Origin of the sequence: Kitasatospora sp. RG8, from assembly GCF_017813315.1 — a bacterium.
Lineage (GTDB): Bacteria > Actinomycetota > Actinomycetes > Streptomycetales > Streptomycetaceae > Kitasatospora.
The window spans coordinates 419,343-434,183 of the sequence record NZ_JAGIYX010000003.1 but is presented as its reverse complement, the minus strand read 5'-3'; the positions used below and the strand labels follow the sequence as shown (position 1 = coordinate 434,183).

At 75.3% G+C, this 14,841-nt stretch carries 14 protein-coding genes; 3 read left to right on the top strand and 11 right to left on the bottom strand.

The window, feature by feature from the left end; translation table 11 throughout:
- Window positions 1-8 precede the first annotated feature (8 nt).
- From J5Y04_RS07275 to J5Y04_RS07225, 11 genes are all read right to left on the bottom strand, one after another.
- Window positions 9-971 (bottom strand): alpha-ketoacid dehydrogenase subunit beta, encoded by a 963-nt coding sequence (locus J5Y04_RS07275; RefSeq protein WP_209410994.1) that lies wholly within the window; start codon window positions 969-971, stop codon window positions 9-11.
- Window positions 968-2,041, bottom strand: coding sequence for a thiamine pyrophosphate-dependent dehydrogenase E1 component subunit alpha (locus J5Y04_RS07270; protein ID WP_307852976.1), 1,074 nt, complete (start codon window positions 2,039-2,041; stop codon window positions 968-970). The genes J5Y04_RS07275 and J5Y04_RS07270 overlap by 4 nt, the downstream gene beginning before the upstream one ends.
- Window positions 2,038-2,952, bottom strand: a complete 915-nt coding sequence (locus J5Y04_RS07265) for a phytanoyl-CoA dioxygenase family protein (RefSeq protein ID WP_209410993.1) — start codon at window positions 2,950-2,952, stop codon at window positions 2,038-2,040. The genes J5Y04_RS07270 and J5Y04_RS07265 overlap by 4 nt, the downstream gene beginning before the upstream one ends.
- Window positions 2,953-2,986: 34 nt before the next feature.
- On the bottom strand, window positions 2,987-4,171 hold the full coding sequence (locus J5Y04_RS07260) for a VOC family protein (protein ID WP_209410992.1): 1,185 nt from the start codon (window positions 4,169-4,171) through the stop codon (window positions 2,987-2,989).
- 84 nt (window positions 4,172-4,255) lie between these two features.
- On the bottom strand, window positions 4,256-5,542 hold the full coding sequence (locus tag J5Y04_RS07255; protein WP_209410991.1) for a beta-ketoacyl synthase: 1,287 nt from the start codon (window positions 5,540-5,542) through the stop codon (window positions 4,256-4,258).
- Window positions 5,539-7,158 carry a class I adenylate-forming enzyme family protein gene (locus J5Y04_RS07250; protein ID WP_209410990.1) on the bottom strand — a complete coding sequence of 540 codons (1,620 nt, stop codon included), beginning with the start codon at window positions 7,156-7,158 and terminating at the stop codon, window positions 5,539-5,541. Before J5Y04_RS07250 ends, J5Y04_RS07255 begins: the two co-directional genes overlap by 4 nt.
- Window positions 7,159-7,372: 214 nt before the next feature.
- On the bottom strand, window positions 7,373-8,002 hold the full coding sequence (locus J5Y04_RS07245) for a hypothetical protein (protein WP_209410989.1): 630 nt from the start codon (window positions 8,000-8,002) through the stop codon (window positions 7,373-7,375).
- A complete protein-coding gene (locus J5Y04_RS07240) occupies window positions 7,999-9,186 on the bottom strand; it encodes a beta-ketoacyl synthase N-terminal-like domain-containing protein (RefSeq protein WP_209410988.1) in 1,188 nt (395 codons plus the stop codon). The genes J5Y04_RS07245 and J5Y04_RS07240 overlap by 4 nt, the downstream gene beginning before the upstream one ends.
- Window positions 9,183-9,473 (bottom strand): acyl carrier protein, encoded by a 291-nt coding sequence (locus J5Y04_RS07235; RefSeq protein ID WP_209410987.1) that lies wholly within the window; start codon window positions 9,471-9,473, stop codon window positions 9,183-9,185. Before J5Y04_RS07235 ends, J5Y04_RS07240 begins: the two co-directional genes overlap by 4 nt.
- On the bottom strand, window positions 9,470-9,745 hold the full coding sequence (locus tag J5Y04_RS07230) for an acyl carrier protein (protein ID WP_209410986.1): 276 nt from the start codon (window positions 9,743-9,745) through the stop codon (window positions 9,470-9,472). Before J5Y04_RS07230 ends, J5Y04_RS07235 begins: the two co-directional genes overlap by 4 nt.
- Window positions 9,746-9,947: 202 nt before the next feature.
- Window positions 9,948-11,372, bottom strand: a complete 1,425-nt coding sequence (locus J5Y04_RS07225) for a class I adenylate-forming enzyme family protein (protein ID WP_245204382.1) — start codon at window positions 11,370-11,372, stop codon at window positions 9,948-9,950.
- A gap of 177 nt (window positions 11,373-11,549) precedes the next feature.
- Here J5Y04_RS07225 and J5Y04_RS07220 point away from each other — a divergent pair, with 177 nt between their 5' ends.
- The 3 genes from J5Y04_RS07220 to J5Y04_RS07210 all read left to right on the top strand — a co-directional run bounded on the left by J5Y04_RS07220 (window position 11,550) and on the right by J5Y04_RS07210 (window position 14,761).
- Window positions 11,550-12,641: an alpha-hydroxy acid oxidase gene (locus J5Y04_RS07220; protein ID WP_209410985.1), complete on the top strand. Its 1,092-nt coding sequence runs from the start codon at window positions 11,550-11,552 to the stop codon at window positions 12,639-12,641.
- A gap of 233 nt (window positions 12,642-12,874) precedes the next feature.
- Complete coding sequence (locus tag J5Y04_RS07215; protein WP_209410984.1) at window positions 12,875-13,645, top strand: methyltransferase domain-containing protein; 771 nt, start codon at window positions 12,875-12,877, stop codon at window positions 13,643-13,645.
- Between the two features lie 177 nt (window positions 13,646-13,822).
- Window positions 13,823-14,761 carry an alpha/beta hydrolase gene (locus J5Y04_RS07210; protein ID WP_209410983.1) on the top strand — a complete coding sequence of 313 codons (939 nt, stop codon included), beginning with the start codon at window positions 13,823-13,825 and terminating at the stop codon, window positions 14,759-14,761.
- Window positions 14,762-14,841 lie beyond the last annotated feature (80 nt).

Genomic DNA, 14,841 nt, shown 5'->3' with positions numbered 1-14,841 from the left:
GGGGCGGGCTACTTCATGACGGCGCGCAGGGCGTGCCGCAGCTGTTCCCGGCCGGGCTGGAGGGCGCGGTCGAGGGCGGGGGCGAAGGGGAGCACCGCGCCGTCCGGGCGGGTGACCCGGCGCGGCGGGGCGGTCAGCCGCATCTCCTCGGCGGCGGTGGCCAGCACCTCGGCGCCGATGCCGCAGCTGCGGTTGGAGTCGTCGACGACCACCAGCCGGCCGGTGCGCTCCAGCGAGGCGGCCAGCGCCTCCCAGTCGAAGGGGTGGAGGGTGCGGGGGTCGAGCACCTCGACCGAGATCTCGTCGGCCAGTTCCCCGGCGACCGCCAGTGCGTCGTGCACCAGGTGGCCGACGGCGACCAGGGTGACGTCGGTGCCCTCCCGGTGCACGCGCGCCGAGCCGAGCGGGATCGGCGCCAGCTCCCAGGTGACCGTCTCGCGGACGGGCAGCGCCGCGGCCGGCGCGAACACGATGACCGGGTCGGGGTCGCGGACGGCCGAGCGGAGCAGACCGTAGGCGTCGGTCGGGGTGGCGGGCACGACGGTCTTCACCCCGGCGTGGGCGAACAGGCTGTACGGGTGGTCGGAGTGCTGGCCGGCCCAGCCGTCCCGGGAGCCGGAGCCCGGGACCAGGCAGGTCAGCGGGACGCCCGCCTGGCCGCCGGTCATCAGGGAGAACTTGTGGGCCTGGTTGACGAGTTGCTCGAAGACGAGGAAGAGCAGCGAGGGGATCTGGAACTCCAGCACCGGGCGGTGGCCGGCCAGGGCCGCACCGATCGCCATCGCGGTGAAGGCCTGTTCGGAGAGCGGGGTGTCGACGATCCGCTCCGGGCCGAAGCGGTCGAGCAGCCCGAGGGTCGGACCGGCCAGGCCGGCACCGATGTCCTCGCCGAAGACGCAGACCGCGGGGTCGGCGGCGAGTTCGTCGGCCAGCGCCCGGTTGAGCGCCTTGGTGTAGGAGAGCCTGGTCATCCCACCGCCCCCGCCCGCGGCTTCCGCCCGTCGGCGTACAGGTACGTCAACGCGCCTGCCGGGTCCGGGTGTTCGGAGGCGAGTGCGAACCGCTCGGCCTCCGCGAGCTCGGCGGCCACCCCGGCGTCCAGTTCGGCCGCGCGGGCGTCGCCGATCTCGGCGGCGGCCCGGGGCAGCGGGTCGCGGGCACGCCAGGCGTCCACCTCCTCCGCCGTGCGGTAGTGCAGCTTCATCCGCCGCTCCATGGTGTGGTGGCCCTCGAAACGGTAGGTGCGGCACTCCAGGAAGCCGGGGCCGCCGCCGGTGCGCGCCCGGTGCACGGCCTCCTCGGCCGCTGCCCGGACGGCCTCGGTGTCCATCCCGTCGACCGTCACCGCCGGGATGCCGAAGGCGGCGGCGCGGCCGACCGCGCTGCCGGCGACCGCGGTGGCGGCGGGCAGCGTGGTCGCGTAGCCGTTGTTCTCGCAGACGAAGACCACCGGCGCCCGCCACATCGCGGCCAGGTTGAGCGACTCCAGCAGCACGCCCTGGTTGAGCGCTCCGTCGCCGAAGAAGGAGACCGCCACCGTGCCGTCGCCGGCCTGCCGGGCCGCCCAGGCGGCACCGACCGCGATCGGCGCGCCGGCGCCGACGATGCCGTTGGCGCCCAGGATCCCCAGCGAGAGGTCGGCGGCGTGCATCGAGCCGCCCCGCCCCTGGTTCAACCCGTCGACCCGGCCCGCCAGTTCGGCCAGCAGCCGATGCGGCTCGGCGCCCCGGGCGAGCACGTGGCCGTGGCCGCGGTGGGTGGAGGTGAGCCGGTCGCCGGGGCCCAGCGCGGCGCAGACGCCGACCGCGACGGCCTCCTGCCCGATGTAGGGGTGGATGCCACCGGTGATCACCCCTGACTTCACCAGGCGGAGCGCCAGCTCCTCGAAGCCGCGGATCAGCCGCAGCATCCGGTACCGCTGCGCGGGGCTGCCGAGAGGGGCGACGGGCGTGAGTGGCGTGACGGGTGCGAGCGGCGCACTGGGGACGAGCTGCGCACCGGGGACGAGTGGCGCGGCGGGCGTCCGGGTCGGCGCCGTCACCGTGCTCCCCGCCAGAGCGTCGGGCAGATGTCCGGGTCGGCGTAGTCGGGACGGCCGTCGGCGGTGCGGCGGACCACCACGTCGTGGTTGTAGACCACCGTGCCGCCGTCCGGCCGGGTGGCCCTGCGGTACGTGTTGGCGCCGTCCTGGAGGTGCAGCGAGACCGCCCGGCGGGGCGTGGCGGCGAGGTTGGGGCCGCTGCCGTGATAGGTGCGGCAGTGGTGGAAGCTCACGTGCCCGCGCGGGATCGGCATCGGCACCTTGCGGACCTGCTGCCCGTTGAAGCGGGCGTTCTCCGCCAGGAGCTCCTCCAGCTCGGACCGGTCGCGGTGGGCGAAGTGCCGGGTGGAGTCCTCGCCGGAGTCCAGCTCGCGCCAGCGGTGGCTGCCGTCGATCATGGTGATGGTGCCGTTCTCCTCGTGGCAGTCGTGGAACGGCAGGAACGCGGTGAGCATCCGCTCGGAGGACGAGGTCTGCCAGTAGTGCTTGTCGAAGTGCCAGGGCACCTGGTTGCTCGGCTCCTCGGGGACCGGCGGCTTGTAGATCAGCGTCGCCTGGAAGACCCGGATCTCCTCGGCCTCGGCGAGCAGCGCGGCGACGGCGCCGAGCAGCGGCTTGCGCAGGATCGCGCCGATCGCGTCGCTCTCGAAGTGCACGTAGTCGTTGTGCCGCTGGACCGGGCCGTGCGAGGGCTCCCAGGAGGCCAGGTGCGGCGGGCGGACGGGCAGTTGGCGGTCCCGGTGGCCTTCGTAGTACTTCTCGGTGGCGGCCTGGAGCGTGTCCAGTTCCTCGTCGCTGAACAGCCGGCGGGAGAGGTACCAGCCGTGTTCGAGGTAGCCGGCCACCTCCTCGGGGGTGGGCAGCAGCGCGCTCTCGGCCTCGGTGAGCTGGAACTCCGTCGCAGTGGTCATGAGTTGTGGCCTCCTTCGGGCGGTCGGGGGTGGTTCAGGCGGAGGCGACGGCGTTCTGGCGCTCGACGGCCTCGTACAGTGCCTTGATGTTGGCGGTGCCGAAGGTGCCCGCGCCCTGGCGCTCGATCAGTTCCAGGAAGTACGTCCGGCGCGGGTGGGTGGAGCGGGCGAAGATCTGGAACAGCTGCCCGCCGTGGTCCTGGTCGACCAGCACGTCGAGTTCGCGCAGCGTCCCGACCGGGATGGCCGTGCCGCCGAGCCGCTCGGCCAGCGCGTCGTAGTAGGCGCCCGGGGTGCTGAGGAACTCCACGCCGCGGCCGCGGATGGTCCTGACGGCGGTGGCGATGTCGTCGGTGCGGAAGGCCAGGTGCTGGACGCCGGCGCCGCCGTGGTCGGCGAGGAAGGTGTCGATCTGGCCGGGGCGGCGGCCGGTGTCGGGCTCGATCAGGGTGAAGGTGACCTCGCCGGAGGCGCTCTGCACGACGCTGGAGTCCATCGCCTGCTCGCCGACCTCGATGTACTCGCCGAAGATCCGGTGCAGGCCGAGCGCGGCCTCGCAGAACCGCACCGCGGGTGCCAGCTCGCCGGCCGGGACGCAGATCGCGGCGTGGTCGAGGGCTTCCAGCAGGGTGGCGGTGCCGGTGCCGGTGCCGGTGGCGTCGGCGTTGGCGGACCGGGAGCCGGCCGAGCCGTGACCGCGTTGCGGCTCCTGCCCGCTCGCCGGCTCCTGCCCGGCCTGCGGCTCCTTCCCGGCCTCCGGCGGCTGGGGCACGAACCGCAGGGCCAGGTCGCCGAAACCGGCCACCAGGCGGCCGTCGCGATCCAGCACGCGGGCGCCGTGCCGCTCGGCGCGCTCCAGCGAGGCCTGCGGGTCGGTGCAGCCGAGCGCGATGACCGCGACGCCGTCGCCGTGCCGGGCGACGTACTCGGCGACCGGGTGGGCGGGGTCGGCGGCCGAGAGCAGGCGCAGCCGGATGCCGCCCTGGCGCAGGTGGACGGCGCGCACGCCGCCGGGTGCGGTCGCTGCGGGCCCCTCGGGCAAGGCCCGTTCGGCGTGGGACTCGCGGGCGACGGACCCCTCGGAGCCGGACTCGATAACGGCGGACTCGCGAGCGGCGGACTCCTCGGGTGTGAAGCCGAAGTCGGCGCAGAGGCCGGCCGCGGCCTTGTCGGCGTCCGCGCAATGGAACTCGACATGGGTGATGGACTGGATGGGCAACGGGATCTCCCCGGAAGTGGCGAAGGACGAGTGGCTGGGTGCGTGGTCGGGGCACGACGCGGCCGAACGCGGCCGGTCCGGGTGCTAGTCGGCGGACCTGGCCGACCTGGCCGACCTGGTGGACGCCGGGCCGAAGACCAGGCTCACGTTGTGGCCGCCGAAGGCGAAGGCGTTGCTCAGAGCGGCCCGCAGCGGAACGGACCGGGCGCCGCCCCGGACGTGGTCGAGCGCGCAGGCCGGGTCGGGATCGGTCAGGTTCACCGTCGGCGGCAGCACGCCCCGGGCCACCGCGAGCGCGGTGACGGCCGCCTCCAACGCCCCTGCCGCGCCGAGCAGATGACCGGTTGCACCCTTGGTGGAGCTGACCGCGGGGCCGTGCTCGCCGAAGACGGCGCGCAGTGCGGCGGTCTCGGCGACGTCCCCCAGCCTGGTGCCCGTGCCGTGTGCGTTGACGTAGCCGATGTCGGACGGCGCCAGGCCCGCGCAGGCGAGCGCGGAGCGCATCGCGTCGGCGGCGCCCTCGCCGTCCGGGCGCGGCATCGTCGGGTGGTGGGCGTCGGTGGACGCCCCCCAGCCGGTGAGGTCGGCGTAGCCGGCCGCCCCGCGGGCGTCCGCGTGCCCGGCCCGCTCCAGTACCAGCACGGCGCTGCCCTCGCCCAGTACGAAGCCGTTGCGGCGGGCGTCGAACGGCCGGCTGGCCTGCTCCGGGTCGTCCCAACCGGACGACAGGGCGCGGGCGTTGGTGAAAGCGGAGGCGATCGTCGGGTGAAGGGAAGACTCGCTGCCGCCGCAGACCACCACGTCGGCGTCGCCGGCCCGGATCAGCCGCAGTCCCTCGGCGACGGCCTGGGCACCGGCCGCGCAGGCCGTCACGATCGCCGAACTGAAGCCCCGGATGCCGTGCTTGATGGCGATCCGGGCGGTGGCCATGTTGGAGAGCATGCCGGGGAGCAGGTACGGGGTGACGCCGGGCCGACCGCGCTCCAGCCGGCGGTGCGACTGCTGCTCGAAGGTCTCCAGCCCGCCGCCGCCGGTGGCCAGCACGACGGCGGTGCGGTGCGGGTCGGCGTCCCGGCCGACGACCAGGCCGGCGTCGGCGAGCGCGTCGTCGGCGGCCGCCAGGGCGAGCAGCACGAACCGGTCCACGCAGCGGGTCTCGGTCGGCGGCAGCACCTCGCGCCCGTCCACGGCCGGGGCGAGCCCGGCGGCGGTGAGCCAGCCGTGCGCGGTGTGGCCCTCCGGCAGGGCGCGGATGCCGGAGCGGCCGGCGGTCAGCGCCCCGAAGACCTCGGCGGGCGTGCGGCCGACCGGCGTGACCAGGCCGATGCCGGTGACCACGGCGGCCGGCCGGCCGCTGTCGTGGCCCGTCACCGGCCGGTCGCCGATTCGAGGTGGCGCCGGCGCAGCAGTACCTTGCGGACCTTGCCGGTCGGGCCGAGCGGGATGTCGTCGCCGGTCACCACCAGCACCTGGCGGACGGTGGCCGCGGCGGCCTCGTCGAGTGCGGAGGTGACCGCCTTGGTGCGGTCGGCCGACGGGTCGGCGCCCGGGGCCAGGACCAGCAGCACGTCGGTGACCACCTGCCCGCCGGCCTGCACCGCGACCACCGTGCAGTCCGCCACGTCGGGGCAGGCGGCCAGCACCCGTTCCTCCGACATGGCGGTGAACAGCCGCTTGCCGTCGCCGAGTTCGACCGAGTCGACGAGCCGGTCCACGTGGTAGTAGTAGCCCTCCTCGTCCCGGTACATCAGGTCGCCGGTGAGGAAGCGGCCGCGGAGCCTGGTCCGGAAGGTGGTGGCCGAGTCGTTCCAGTAGCCGAGCGCCAGGGTGGGGGAGGAGGTGGCGAGTTCGCCGACCTCGCCCGGCCCGAGCGGCTCGCCGTCCGGTCCGACGACCTCGCAGTCGACGAAGGCGTGCGGGCGTCCGACGCAGCGGCCGTACCGCTCGGTGCCGGGGCCGTGGGTGATGAAGAAGTGCGAGTGGCCCATCTCGGTGGAGCCGAGGCCGTCGACGAACAGCGATCCGGGCAGGCGGACCCGGCCCTCCCGGGTCACCGCCTCGCGGCTGCCGGCCGCGATCAGCCGCCGGATGTGCACCTCGTGGGCGCAGTCGCCGGTGTTCCACCAGAGTGCGACCGACTCCAACTCCCGTGCGGACAGGTCGTGATGGGCCAGCTCGGCCCAGGTGGCGGCGAAGCCGATCACCCCGGTGGGCCGCCAGTCCTCGATCGCGTCCAGCACCCCGGCCCCCGACTGCCGGGAGAGCACGGCGAGTCGGGTGTGGGAGCTGAGCGCCAGGTTGAGGGCGATCAGGGTGGCCGCGTGCGGCGCGGGCAGCGCACTGAGCATCCGCTCCTGCCCCTGCGGGCGGGGCAGCCGGAGGCGGTGCCGGATCGCCGCGTACAGGCTCGCGTGCGAGTGGACGACGGCCTTGGGCATCCCGGTGGTGCCGGAGGAGTGGGTGATCGCCACCGGGTCGCCCGACCAGTGCCGGTAGGGCGCAGGCGCGGCCTCCGGGTCGCCCGCGCCGAGCGTGGAGATCTCCGGGAACGCCGGCGCACCGGCGTCGTGTCCGGCCAGCGCGGCCAGGTGGGCCGGGTCGGCGAGGATGCCGACCGGCCCCACCTTGGCGATGTAGCGGGCGGCGCGCTCGCCGTCGAGGTTGGGATTGAGCAGGGCCGGGACGGCGCCGAGCCGGGCGAGCGCGAGGAAGGCGAGCACGTGGTCGGCGGCGTCGGAGGCGTACACCACCACCGGGTCGCGGCGGCCGACGCCGAGCGCGTGCAGCGCGGCGGCGCGGGCCCGGACGGCGCGGTCCAGCTCGTGCAGGGTGAAGGGCTGCCAGGCGGCGTGGTCGTCCACCGGGGTGTCGAAGGTCAGCAGCGGTTCGTCCAGACCGAGGCCCAGGGCCAGCCGGCTGGACAGGACGTTGCCGGCGCCGACGTCCGGGTCGTCCGCCAGGAGGGTGCGGATACTGCGGATGCTCACGGTGGTGGATCCTTCCCATGGTGCTGGGCGTACTGCGGCGGGACGCGGCGTGCGGGGCCGCTCGCGCGGGTGCGGGGTGACGGTGTGCGCACGGGTGGTGTTGTGCGCTCGGGTGGTGCTGTGCGCCCGGGGGGCGGCGGCGCAGCCGGGGGTGGTGCTGCGGCGGTGCTACGGCGGTGCTCTCGGGTGACGGTGGTGCGGGTGCTGCGTGCGGTCAGGCGGCGGTGACGAGGACGGCGACGGCCCGGTCCGTGCCGGTCCTGCCGTCGTCCGGTCCGGTGGCCGCCTGCCCGGAGGCGCTGCCCGGTTGGACATCGCCCGGTCCGGCGGCGCCCGGTTCGGAGGCGTCGGCCCGTTCGCCGGCGCCGGGGTCGGCCTGTTCCGCGGCGACGATCAGGACGTGGTCGGCGTCGCCGTCCGCGAGGAGCAGGGCGGCGAGGTCGAGTGCGTCCTGCGGCAGCCCGTCCGGTGGCGCCTCCACCGGGCTGATCGCCACCACGGGCCCGGTCAGGCCCCAGCGGGCGGCGATGTGCCCGAGGACGGCGTTCGGGTTGGACTGGAAGAACAGCAGCGGAGGCACCCGCCGACCGGAGGACGCGGCCTCCTCGATGGCCCGGGCGGTGGCGCGGTCGCCGCCGGCGCTGGCCAGCAGCAGGGCGGTCCGGCCGGGCGCCGGGGCGGCGCCGTGGTGGGCCCGCAGGCAGCGCTCGGCGGCCTCGGCGACCAGCGGGTTGAAGGAGGAGGCGGAGAAGCCGGGGAGCGGGGGCAGCCGGTCGGGCAGGTCGGGGGCGGCGCGGCCGGGGTCCGGCCAGCGGGCCCGGGAGAGGATGCGCAGCTCGGTCATGGGGCGGCCACCAGGAGTGCGGTGTTGGCGCCGCCGAACGCGGAGTTGAGGGTGAGCGCGTAGCGCGGCCGGGCGCTGCGCGGGCCGTCGAGGACGAGGTCGAGGCCGACGTCCGGGTCCGGGCCGAGCCAGCCGGCGTTGACCGGCAGTCTGCCGTCGCCCAACGTCGCTACGGTGACGGCCAGTTCGAGGAGTGCGGAGGCCTCCAGGGCGTGACCGTGGACGGACTTGCTGGAGCTCACCGGCAGTCGTTCGGCATGAGCCCCGAAGACCCGGCGCAGTGCACTCGCCTCGGCCCGGTCGGCCAGTGGCGAGCCGGTGCCGTTGGCGTTGACGTAGCCGATCTCCGCCGGGCCGACGCCGGCCCGGGCGAGTGCTGCGTGGACGGCCCGCGCCGCTCCCTCGCCGTCCGGCTCGGGGCGGCAGACGTGGTGGGCGTCGCCGGTCCGGCCCCAGCCGGCCAGCCGGGCGAGCACGGTCGCGCCGCGCCGCTCGGCGGCGGGCTCGGCCTCGACGAGCACGGCCGCCGCCGCGTCGCCGAGGAGGGTGCCGGTGCGGCCCGCGCTGAACGGGCGCAGCTCGCCGTCGCGGGAGAGCGCCCGGCCCGCGTCGAAGGCGGCGAAGACGCCCGGCTCGACCAGGTGTCCGGCCGCGACCAGCACCCGGGGGTGCCGCCCGGTGGCGACCAGCGCGGCGGCGTCGGCCACCGCGGTGCCGGCCGCGACGCAGGCGCCGGTGTAGACCCGGGTGACGCCGGGGACCCCCCACGCGGCGGCCGCCCCGGCGGCGACGGCCGTGGTGACCGCCCGGGTGCGCAGGTCGCTGTGGAGCGCGAGCAGGACAGGCATCCCCGGGCCGCCCGGGCCGGCGTGCTCAGTGGCCCCGGCATACTCGGTGGGATCGGCATGCTCGGTGGCCCCGGCGGGCAGGCCGGCCTGGCGGCAGGCCTGGTCCACGGCGTCCAGGACCGCCTCGGCCAGCTCCGTCGGCTCGGGCAGCAGCGCGGCCCGGGTGGTGCGGCGGGCGGAGACGTCGAACCGGGTCACCGTGGTGAAGGCGGTCTTGCCGTGGGCGGCGGCCTCGGCGAGCGCGCCGAGCCCGGTGCCGGCCGCACTGAGCACGCCGACACCGGTGACCACGGGCCGGACGGCGGCGCCGGCGACGGGCGGGGCGTGGCCGGTCATGACGGTGCGGCCCCGGGCGCCGCGGGAACGGGTGCGGCCGGCGCACTCCCGGCGTCGGCCAGGACGGCGGCGCGGAGTACGGCGGTGGCGTCGTCCACGGTCCGGATCGCCTCGAAGGCCTCGTCGTCGAGGTCCGCCTCGATGCCGTAACGCTGCTCGAACTCGGCGATCAGCCAGGTGAGTTCGAGTGATCCGAGCTCCTCGGGGACGGAGTCGGCGGCGCGCTGCCCGAACGCCGCCAGGATCTCCACCACCTCGGCCCGGTCCGGGAGGCCGGGGCCGGTCACGCCGGGCTGCCCGAGGTGGCCGCGGAGGCGGCGACGCGGTCGGCGACGTCGGCGGTGAACTGGTCCAGCGTCATCAGCGCGGTGCTCTCCATCTCGTCCAGGTCGAACTTGACCCCGAACTCGTCCTCGACCTGTACGGAGAGGTCGGCGAGGGCGAGCGACTCCAGGTCGAGTCCGGCCGGGCCGAGGTCGGTGTCGCCGGTGACCTCGGAGACGTCGTACTGCATCTCGGCCAGCGCGGCGAGGACGAACTCGCGGATGCGGTCCTGCATGGTGTGCTCCTTGGTGCCTGCACGCGGCGGCGCGTGCGGTTTGTCGGGGAATTCCGTTCGGGTACGACGGGAGGGCCGGTCCGGTCCGCGGTGAAGGTGCCGCGGGGACGGAGGGGTATTCGCGTCGGCCCGGCCGGGAAGGGCAATGCGGATATTGCGTTCGGACGGGTGGGCGGAGCGGGTTCCGGCGGGGAACCGCGGTTCAGCGGGCGGCCGCGCGCAGGGCGGCCGGGTCGCGCAGCAGCTTTCCGGTGGCGGTGCGCGGAAGCTGCGGCAGGAAGGCCAGCCGGCGGGGCCGCTTGTAGGCGGCGAGCTCCCGGACCAGCCTCTCCTGGACGAGCGTGCGGTCCGCACCGTCCTCGGTGGCGAGGTACGCCTCGATGGCGCCCTCGTCGAAGACCACCACGGCCTCGCGGACGTCCGGCAGGGCCGCCAGGGTCTGCTCGACCTCGGTGAGGTCCACCTTGAGCCCGCCGATCGAGACCTGCGAGTCCCGTCGGCCGAGCACGGTGACCAGTCCGGTGGCCGGCTCCAGGACCGCGGCGTCCCGGGTGTGCAGCCAGCCGTCCGACCAGCGGGTCGGGTCGTCCAGGCCGGGGTACGGCGAGGCGGCCGTCCCGATCTGCAACTCCCCGTCCACCAGCCGGAGGTCCATGCCGTCCACCGGCTGTTTGGCCGGGTGCAGCCGGCCGTTCAGGTCGGTGGCGATGACGCCGAGTTCGGTCATCCCGTACATGGTGCCCAGCGGGACGCCGTACGCCGCGGTGAAGGCGGCCGGCAGGCCGGGGCGGACCAGCTCCCCGGCCACCACCATCCGCCGCAGCCGGGGCAACGGGGGCGGCGAGGCCGCGCCGGCCAGCAGTTCGGCGTGGAAGGGGACGCCGATCACGGTGGTCGGCCGTTCCTGTTCCGCGGCGACGGCGGCGAGGATGCCCGCGGCCGTCATCCGGGCCGGCACGGTCAGCGGTGCGCGGGCGTGCAGGCTGTTCAGCAGTCCGCCGACCAGCCCGAGCACGTGCACCACCGAGGAGAGCAGCACCACCCGGTCGCCCTCGCCAGGGAAGTCCACCAGCTTTCGGTAGCAGGTGAGTTCACGGACGAGGTCGCCGGCGGTGCGGGCGATGACCTTGGCCGGACCGGTGGATCCGGAGCTGAGCTGGACCAGCACGTGGCCGGTGGCCGCCGATCGCCCGCCCGGCAGCCGGACGGCCACCGGATCGACCTCGGAGAAGCCGCGCAGCGCCGCCGAGGTCCGGTGCTCGGACCCTACCAGCACCTGCGGGGCCAGCCGCCCGACCGCGAGGCCGACCTCGTGGTCGGTCAGCCGGTGGTCCAACAGGGCCACCTGGGCGCGCAGTTGCCAGCAGGCCAGCAGGACGGCGACGAAGCCCAGCGAGGGCGGCAGCCGCAGTGCGGCGGTTCCGCCCGGCGCCAGGCCGGCTGCGGTCAGCCGCTCGACCTGCTCGCCGACCAGGGCGCGCAGCGCGTCACGGTCGACGGGTGTGCCGAAGTGAAGGCACTCCTCGCCCCCGGGGCCGGCCAGCAGCAACCGTTCCACCCAGTCGTGGGGGGCGTCGGCGTGCGGCGGTGAAGAGGGCGGAAGTGATGAGAGGGAAATGCCGGTCAACGCCACTCCACGCAGTGAGGAGATTTGACATGGACGCCGTTCTCAACCAATACGGTCAATTCCGTTGCCAGACCTTTGCACAGACGATTGGTCAAATCAAGGTCTATACCAATCTGGTGCAGACCTCCTACGCTGCGGAACCGGGACTGGTCCGAGCGCGGCCGTCCGGGAGCGAGGATGCCCGTGGGACTACTCACGCTGGCCGGGATCGAGCGCGCTGCACGCGCCCAACTTCCCGCAGAAATATGGGACTTCATCGAGGGTGGCAGCGAAGCGGAACGCACCCTCGCGGGGAACCGGGAAATGTTCGGCCGCCACGCACTGCGGCCGCGCACACTCGTCGACGTCTCCGCCTGCTCGACCGCCGTGCGGCTGCTCGGATCCGACCTCCAACTCCCGGTCGGGATTGCCCCGATGGCCTACCACCGGCTGGTCGATCCGGACGGCGAGACGGCGACCGCCCGGGCAGCCGGACGGGCAGGCGCGCTGCTCGTCGCCGGGATCTTCGCCAGCCGCACCCTCGAATCCATCGCCGCCGCGGCCACCGGGCCGCTCTGGCTCCAGCTCTACTGGCTGCGCCGCCGCGACGCGCTCGCCGCGCTGATCGAACGGGCCGAGGCGGCCGGCTTCACCGCCCTGATGCTGACCGTCGACGCCCCCCGGATGGGCCGGCGCCTGCGCGACCTGCGCAACGGCTTCGCCGTCCCGCCGCAGATCCGCGCCGTCAACCTCGACCCGGAGCTGATGGCCACCAGCCACCGGGCCGGCGCCGGCTCCTCCGGCATCGCCGACCACGCGCTGGAACAGTTCGACCCCACCCTGACCTGGGCGGACCTGGCCTGGCTGCGCGAACGCACCCGCCTTCCGCTGGTCCTCAAGGGCGTCCTGACGGCCGAGGACGCCCGGCTCGCCGCCGAGCACGGGGTGGACGCCGTCGTGGTCTCCAACCACGGCGGCCGCCAACTGGACGGAGCGCTGCCCGCCCTCGCCGCCCTCCCCGAGGTCGCCTCCGCCCTCCCGCCGGAGGTGCCGGCCCTGCTCGACGGCGGCGTCCGCACCGGCACCGACATCGCGGTCGCACTCGCCCTCGGCGCCCGCGCCGTGCTGGTCGGCCGCCCGGTGCTCTGGGGGCTCGCCACCGGGGGAGAGGACGGCGTGGCCCGCGTCCTCGGCCTGCTCCGCGACGAACTGGAGCACACGCTGGCCCTGTTGGGCCGCCCCACGCCCGCCGCCCTGGATCGCTCGGCCCTCGCGCCCTGGCCCGTCTGACCACGGCCAGGCTGCCCGAAGGGCCGCCCGCCGAGGCGCGCGGTCGCGAAGCCCGGGGCGCCCTGCGCACGTGACGCGCCGCCCGTTCGAAGCGTTCCCGCACACCCCGGGCGGGCGTCCCGTACCCCGACTCCGGGCCACCCGGTGCCCGCCCACAGCCCGGCAGCGCCGACAGCTCGTACAACCCCGACAGCTCGTACAGCCCCCGCAGCCCCGACAGAAGGACCGACGCCATGAAGAACCAGGACGCCTTCCCCGGCTGGGACTGGGACGACCCCGAGGGCCTCGCCGCCCGCCTCGACGAGGTCAGCGACCGGGTCGCCACCTGCAAGACCCTCGAACCGGTCGACCGGCTCCCGCACGACCACCACGACTTCCGCGAACTCGGTCTGACCGGCATCGAGTTCGCCGCCTTCCGGACGGCCCACCCGGCTGGCCTCGGCACCGACCTCACCGCCCTGACCAGCCCCGACACCGCCACCGAGCCGGGCACCCTCTACCGCGTCGACGGCGACCGCTGGTTCACCCAGCTCGACATCGGCCGGCCGCTGCCCTTCGCCGACGCCAGCGTCGACTGGGTCTACGCCGAGCACCTGATCGAGCACGTCACCCTGCCGGTCGCCGTCGGCTGGCTGCGGGAGGCCCGGCGCGTGCTGCGTCCCGGGGGCGTCCTGCGCCTCACCACCCCCGACCTGGCCCGCTACCTGGTCGGCTACGCCACCAACGACGGCTTCCTCGCCAAGCACCGCCGCCGCCTCACCACCATGGGCTTCGGCCCGCCGATGCCCGACCGCCCGGCCTTCCTCGTCAACCAGATCTTCCGCCACTACGGCCACCAGTGGATCTACGACCTCGACGAGCTGCGTCACGTCCTCACCCGGGCCGGCTTCGCGCCTGGGCAGATCCGTCACTGCGCCTACCGCCGGGGCAGCCGCGCCGACGTCGCCGACCTCGACACCGCGTTCCGCACGGACGAGACGATCTACGTCGAGGCGGACCGCTGACCCGGAGTCCGCGGTCCCCACCCCCTGAGTCCGAAACCCTGACCCCGAACCGCTGATCCCGAACCGCTGACCCGAATCGCGGGCCCCGGGCCGTAGGCTCCGAACCGCCGATCCCCGGCCGTCGGCCCCGAGCGGCCGACCCCGGGTGCGCCAACCCCCAGTCCGATGGGACGATCCATGCCACTTCACCCCCAGGCCCGAGCGCTGCGCGAACGCCGCGCGCAGGCCGGCACACCACCGCTCTACACCCTCACCCCGGCCCAGGCCAGAGCCGCCGACCTCGCCGATATCCGGGCCGCCGCCGGCACCCCCGAACCCGTCGCCGCCGTGGAGGAGCACCGCATCCCCGGCCCGGGCGGCGAACTGACCCTCCGTCTCTACCGCCCCGGGAAGGCCGGCGGCGAAGCGCTCCCGGCCCTGCTCTACCTCTTCGGCGGGGGCTGGACCCTCGGTTCGCCGGACACCAGTGACGCGATCTGCCGCCGCCTCACCAACGCCGTCGGCTGCGTCACGGCATCGGTCGGCTACCGCCTGGCCCCCGAGCACCCCTTCCCCGCCGCCGTCCACGACTGCCGCGCCGCCGCCCACTGGCTGGCCGGGCACGCCGCGGACCTCGGCATCGACCCGGGGCGCCTGGCCGTCGGCGGCGACAGCGCGGGCGGCAACCTCGCCGCCGCCCTCACCCTGCTCGCCCGTGACGAGGGCGGGCCGGCCCTGCGCCACCAGCTGCTCGTCTACCCGAACACCGACCACCGGGCGGACACCGCCTCGCTGCGCGAACACGACGACCCGGCGCTCTTCAACCGCCGCTCGGTCGGCTGGTACTGGGGCCACTACCTCGCCGACCCCGCCGACGGCGACCACCCGCACGCCTCCCCCCTGCGCGCCCCGAGCCTCGCCGGCTTGCCGCCCGCCACCGTGATCACCGCCGAGTACGACCCGCTGCGGGACGAGGGCGAGCACTACGCCGAGGCGCTGCGGGCGGCGGGCGTCGCCGTCGAGTCCCGGCGGTACGCGGGTATGCCGCACGGCTTCTTCGCCATGACGGGCGTCCTCGACGCGGCCGGCGCCGCCCAGGAGTACGCCGCCGAGCGGCTGCGCGAGGCCCTCCGGTGAGCGCGCCCGAGCAGGTGGGTGCGGTCCATCCCGCGGGTGCGGTCCATCCAGCGGGCGCCCCTGAGCCCACGGGCGCGCCC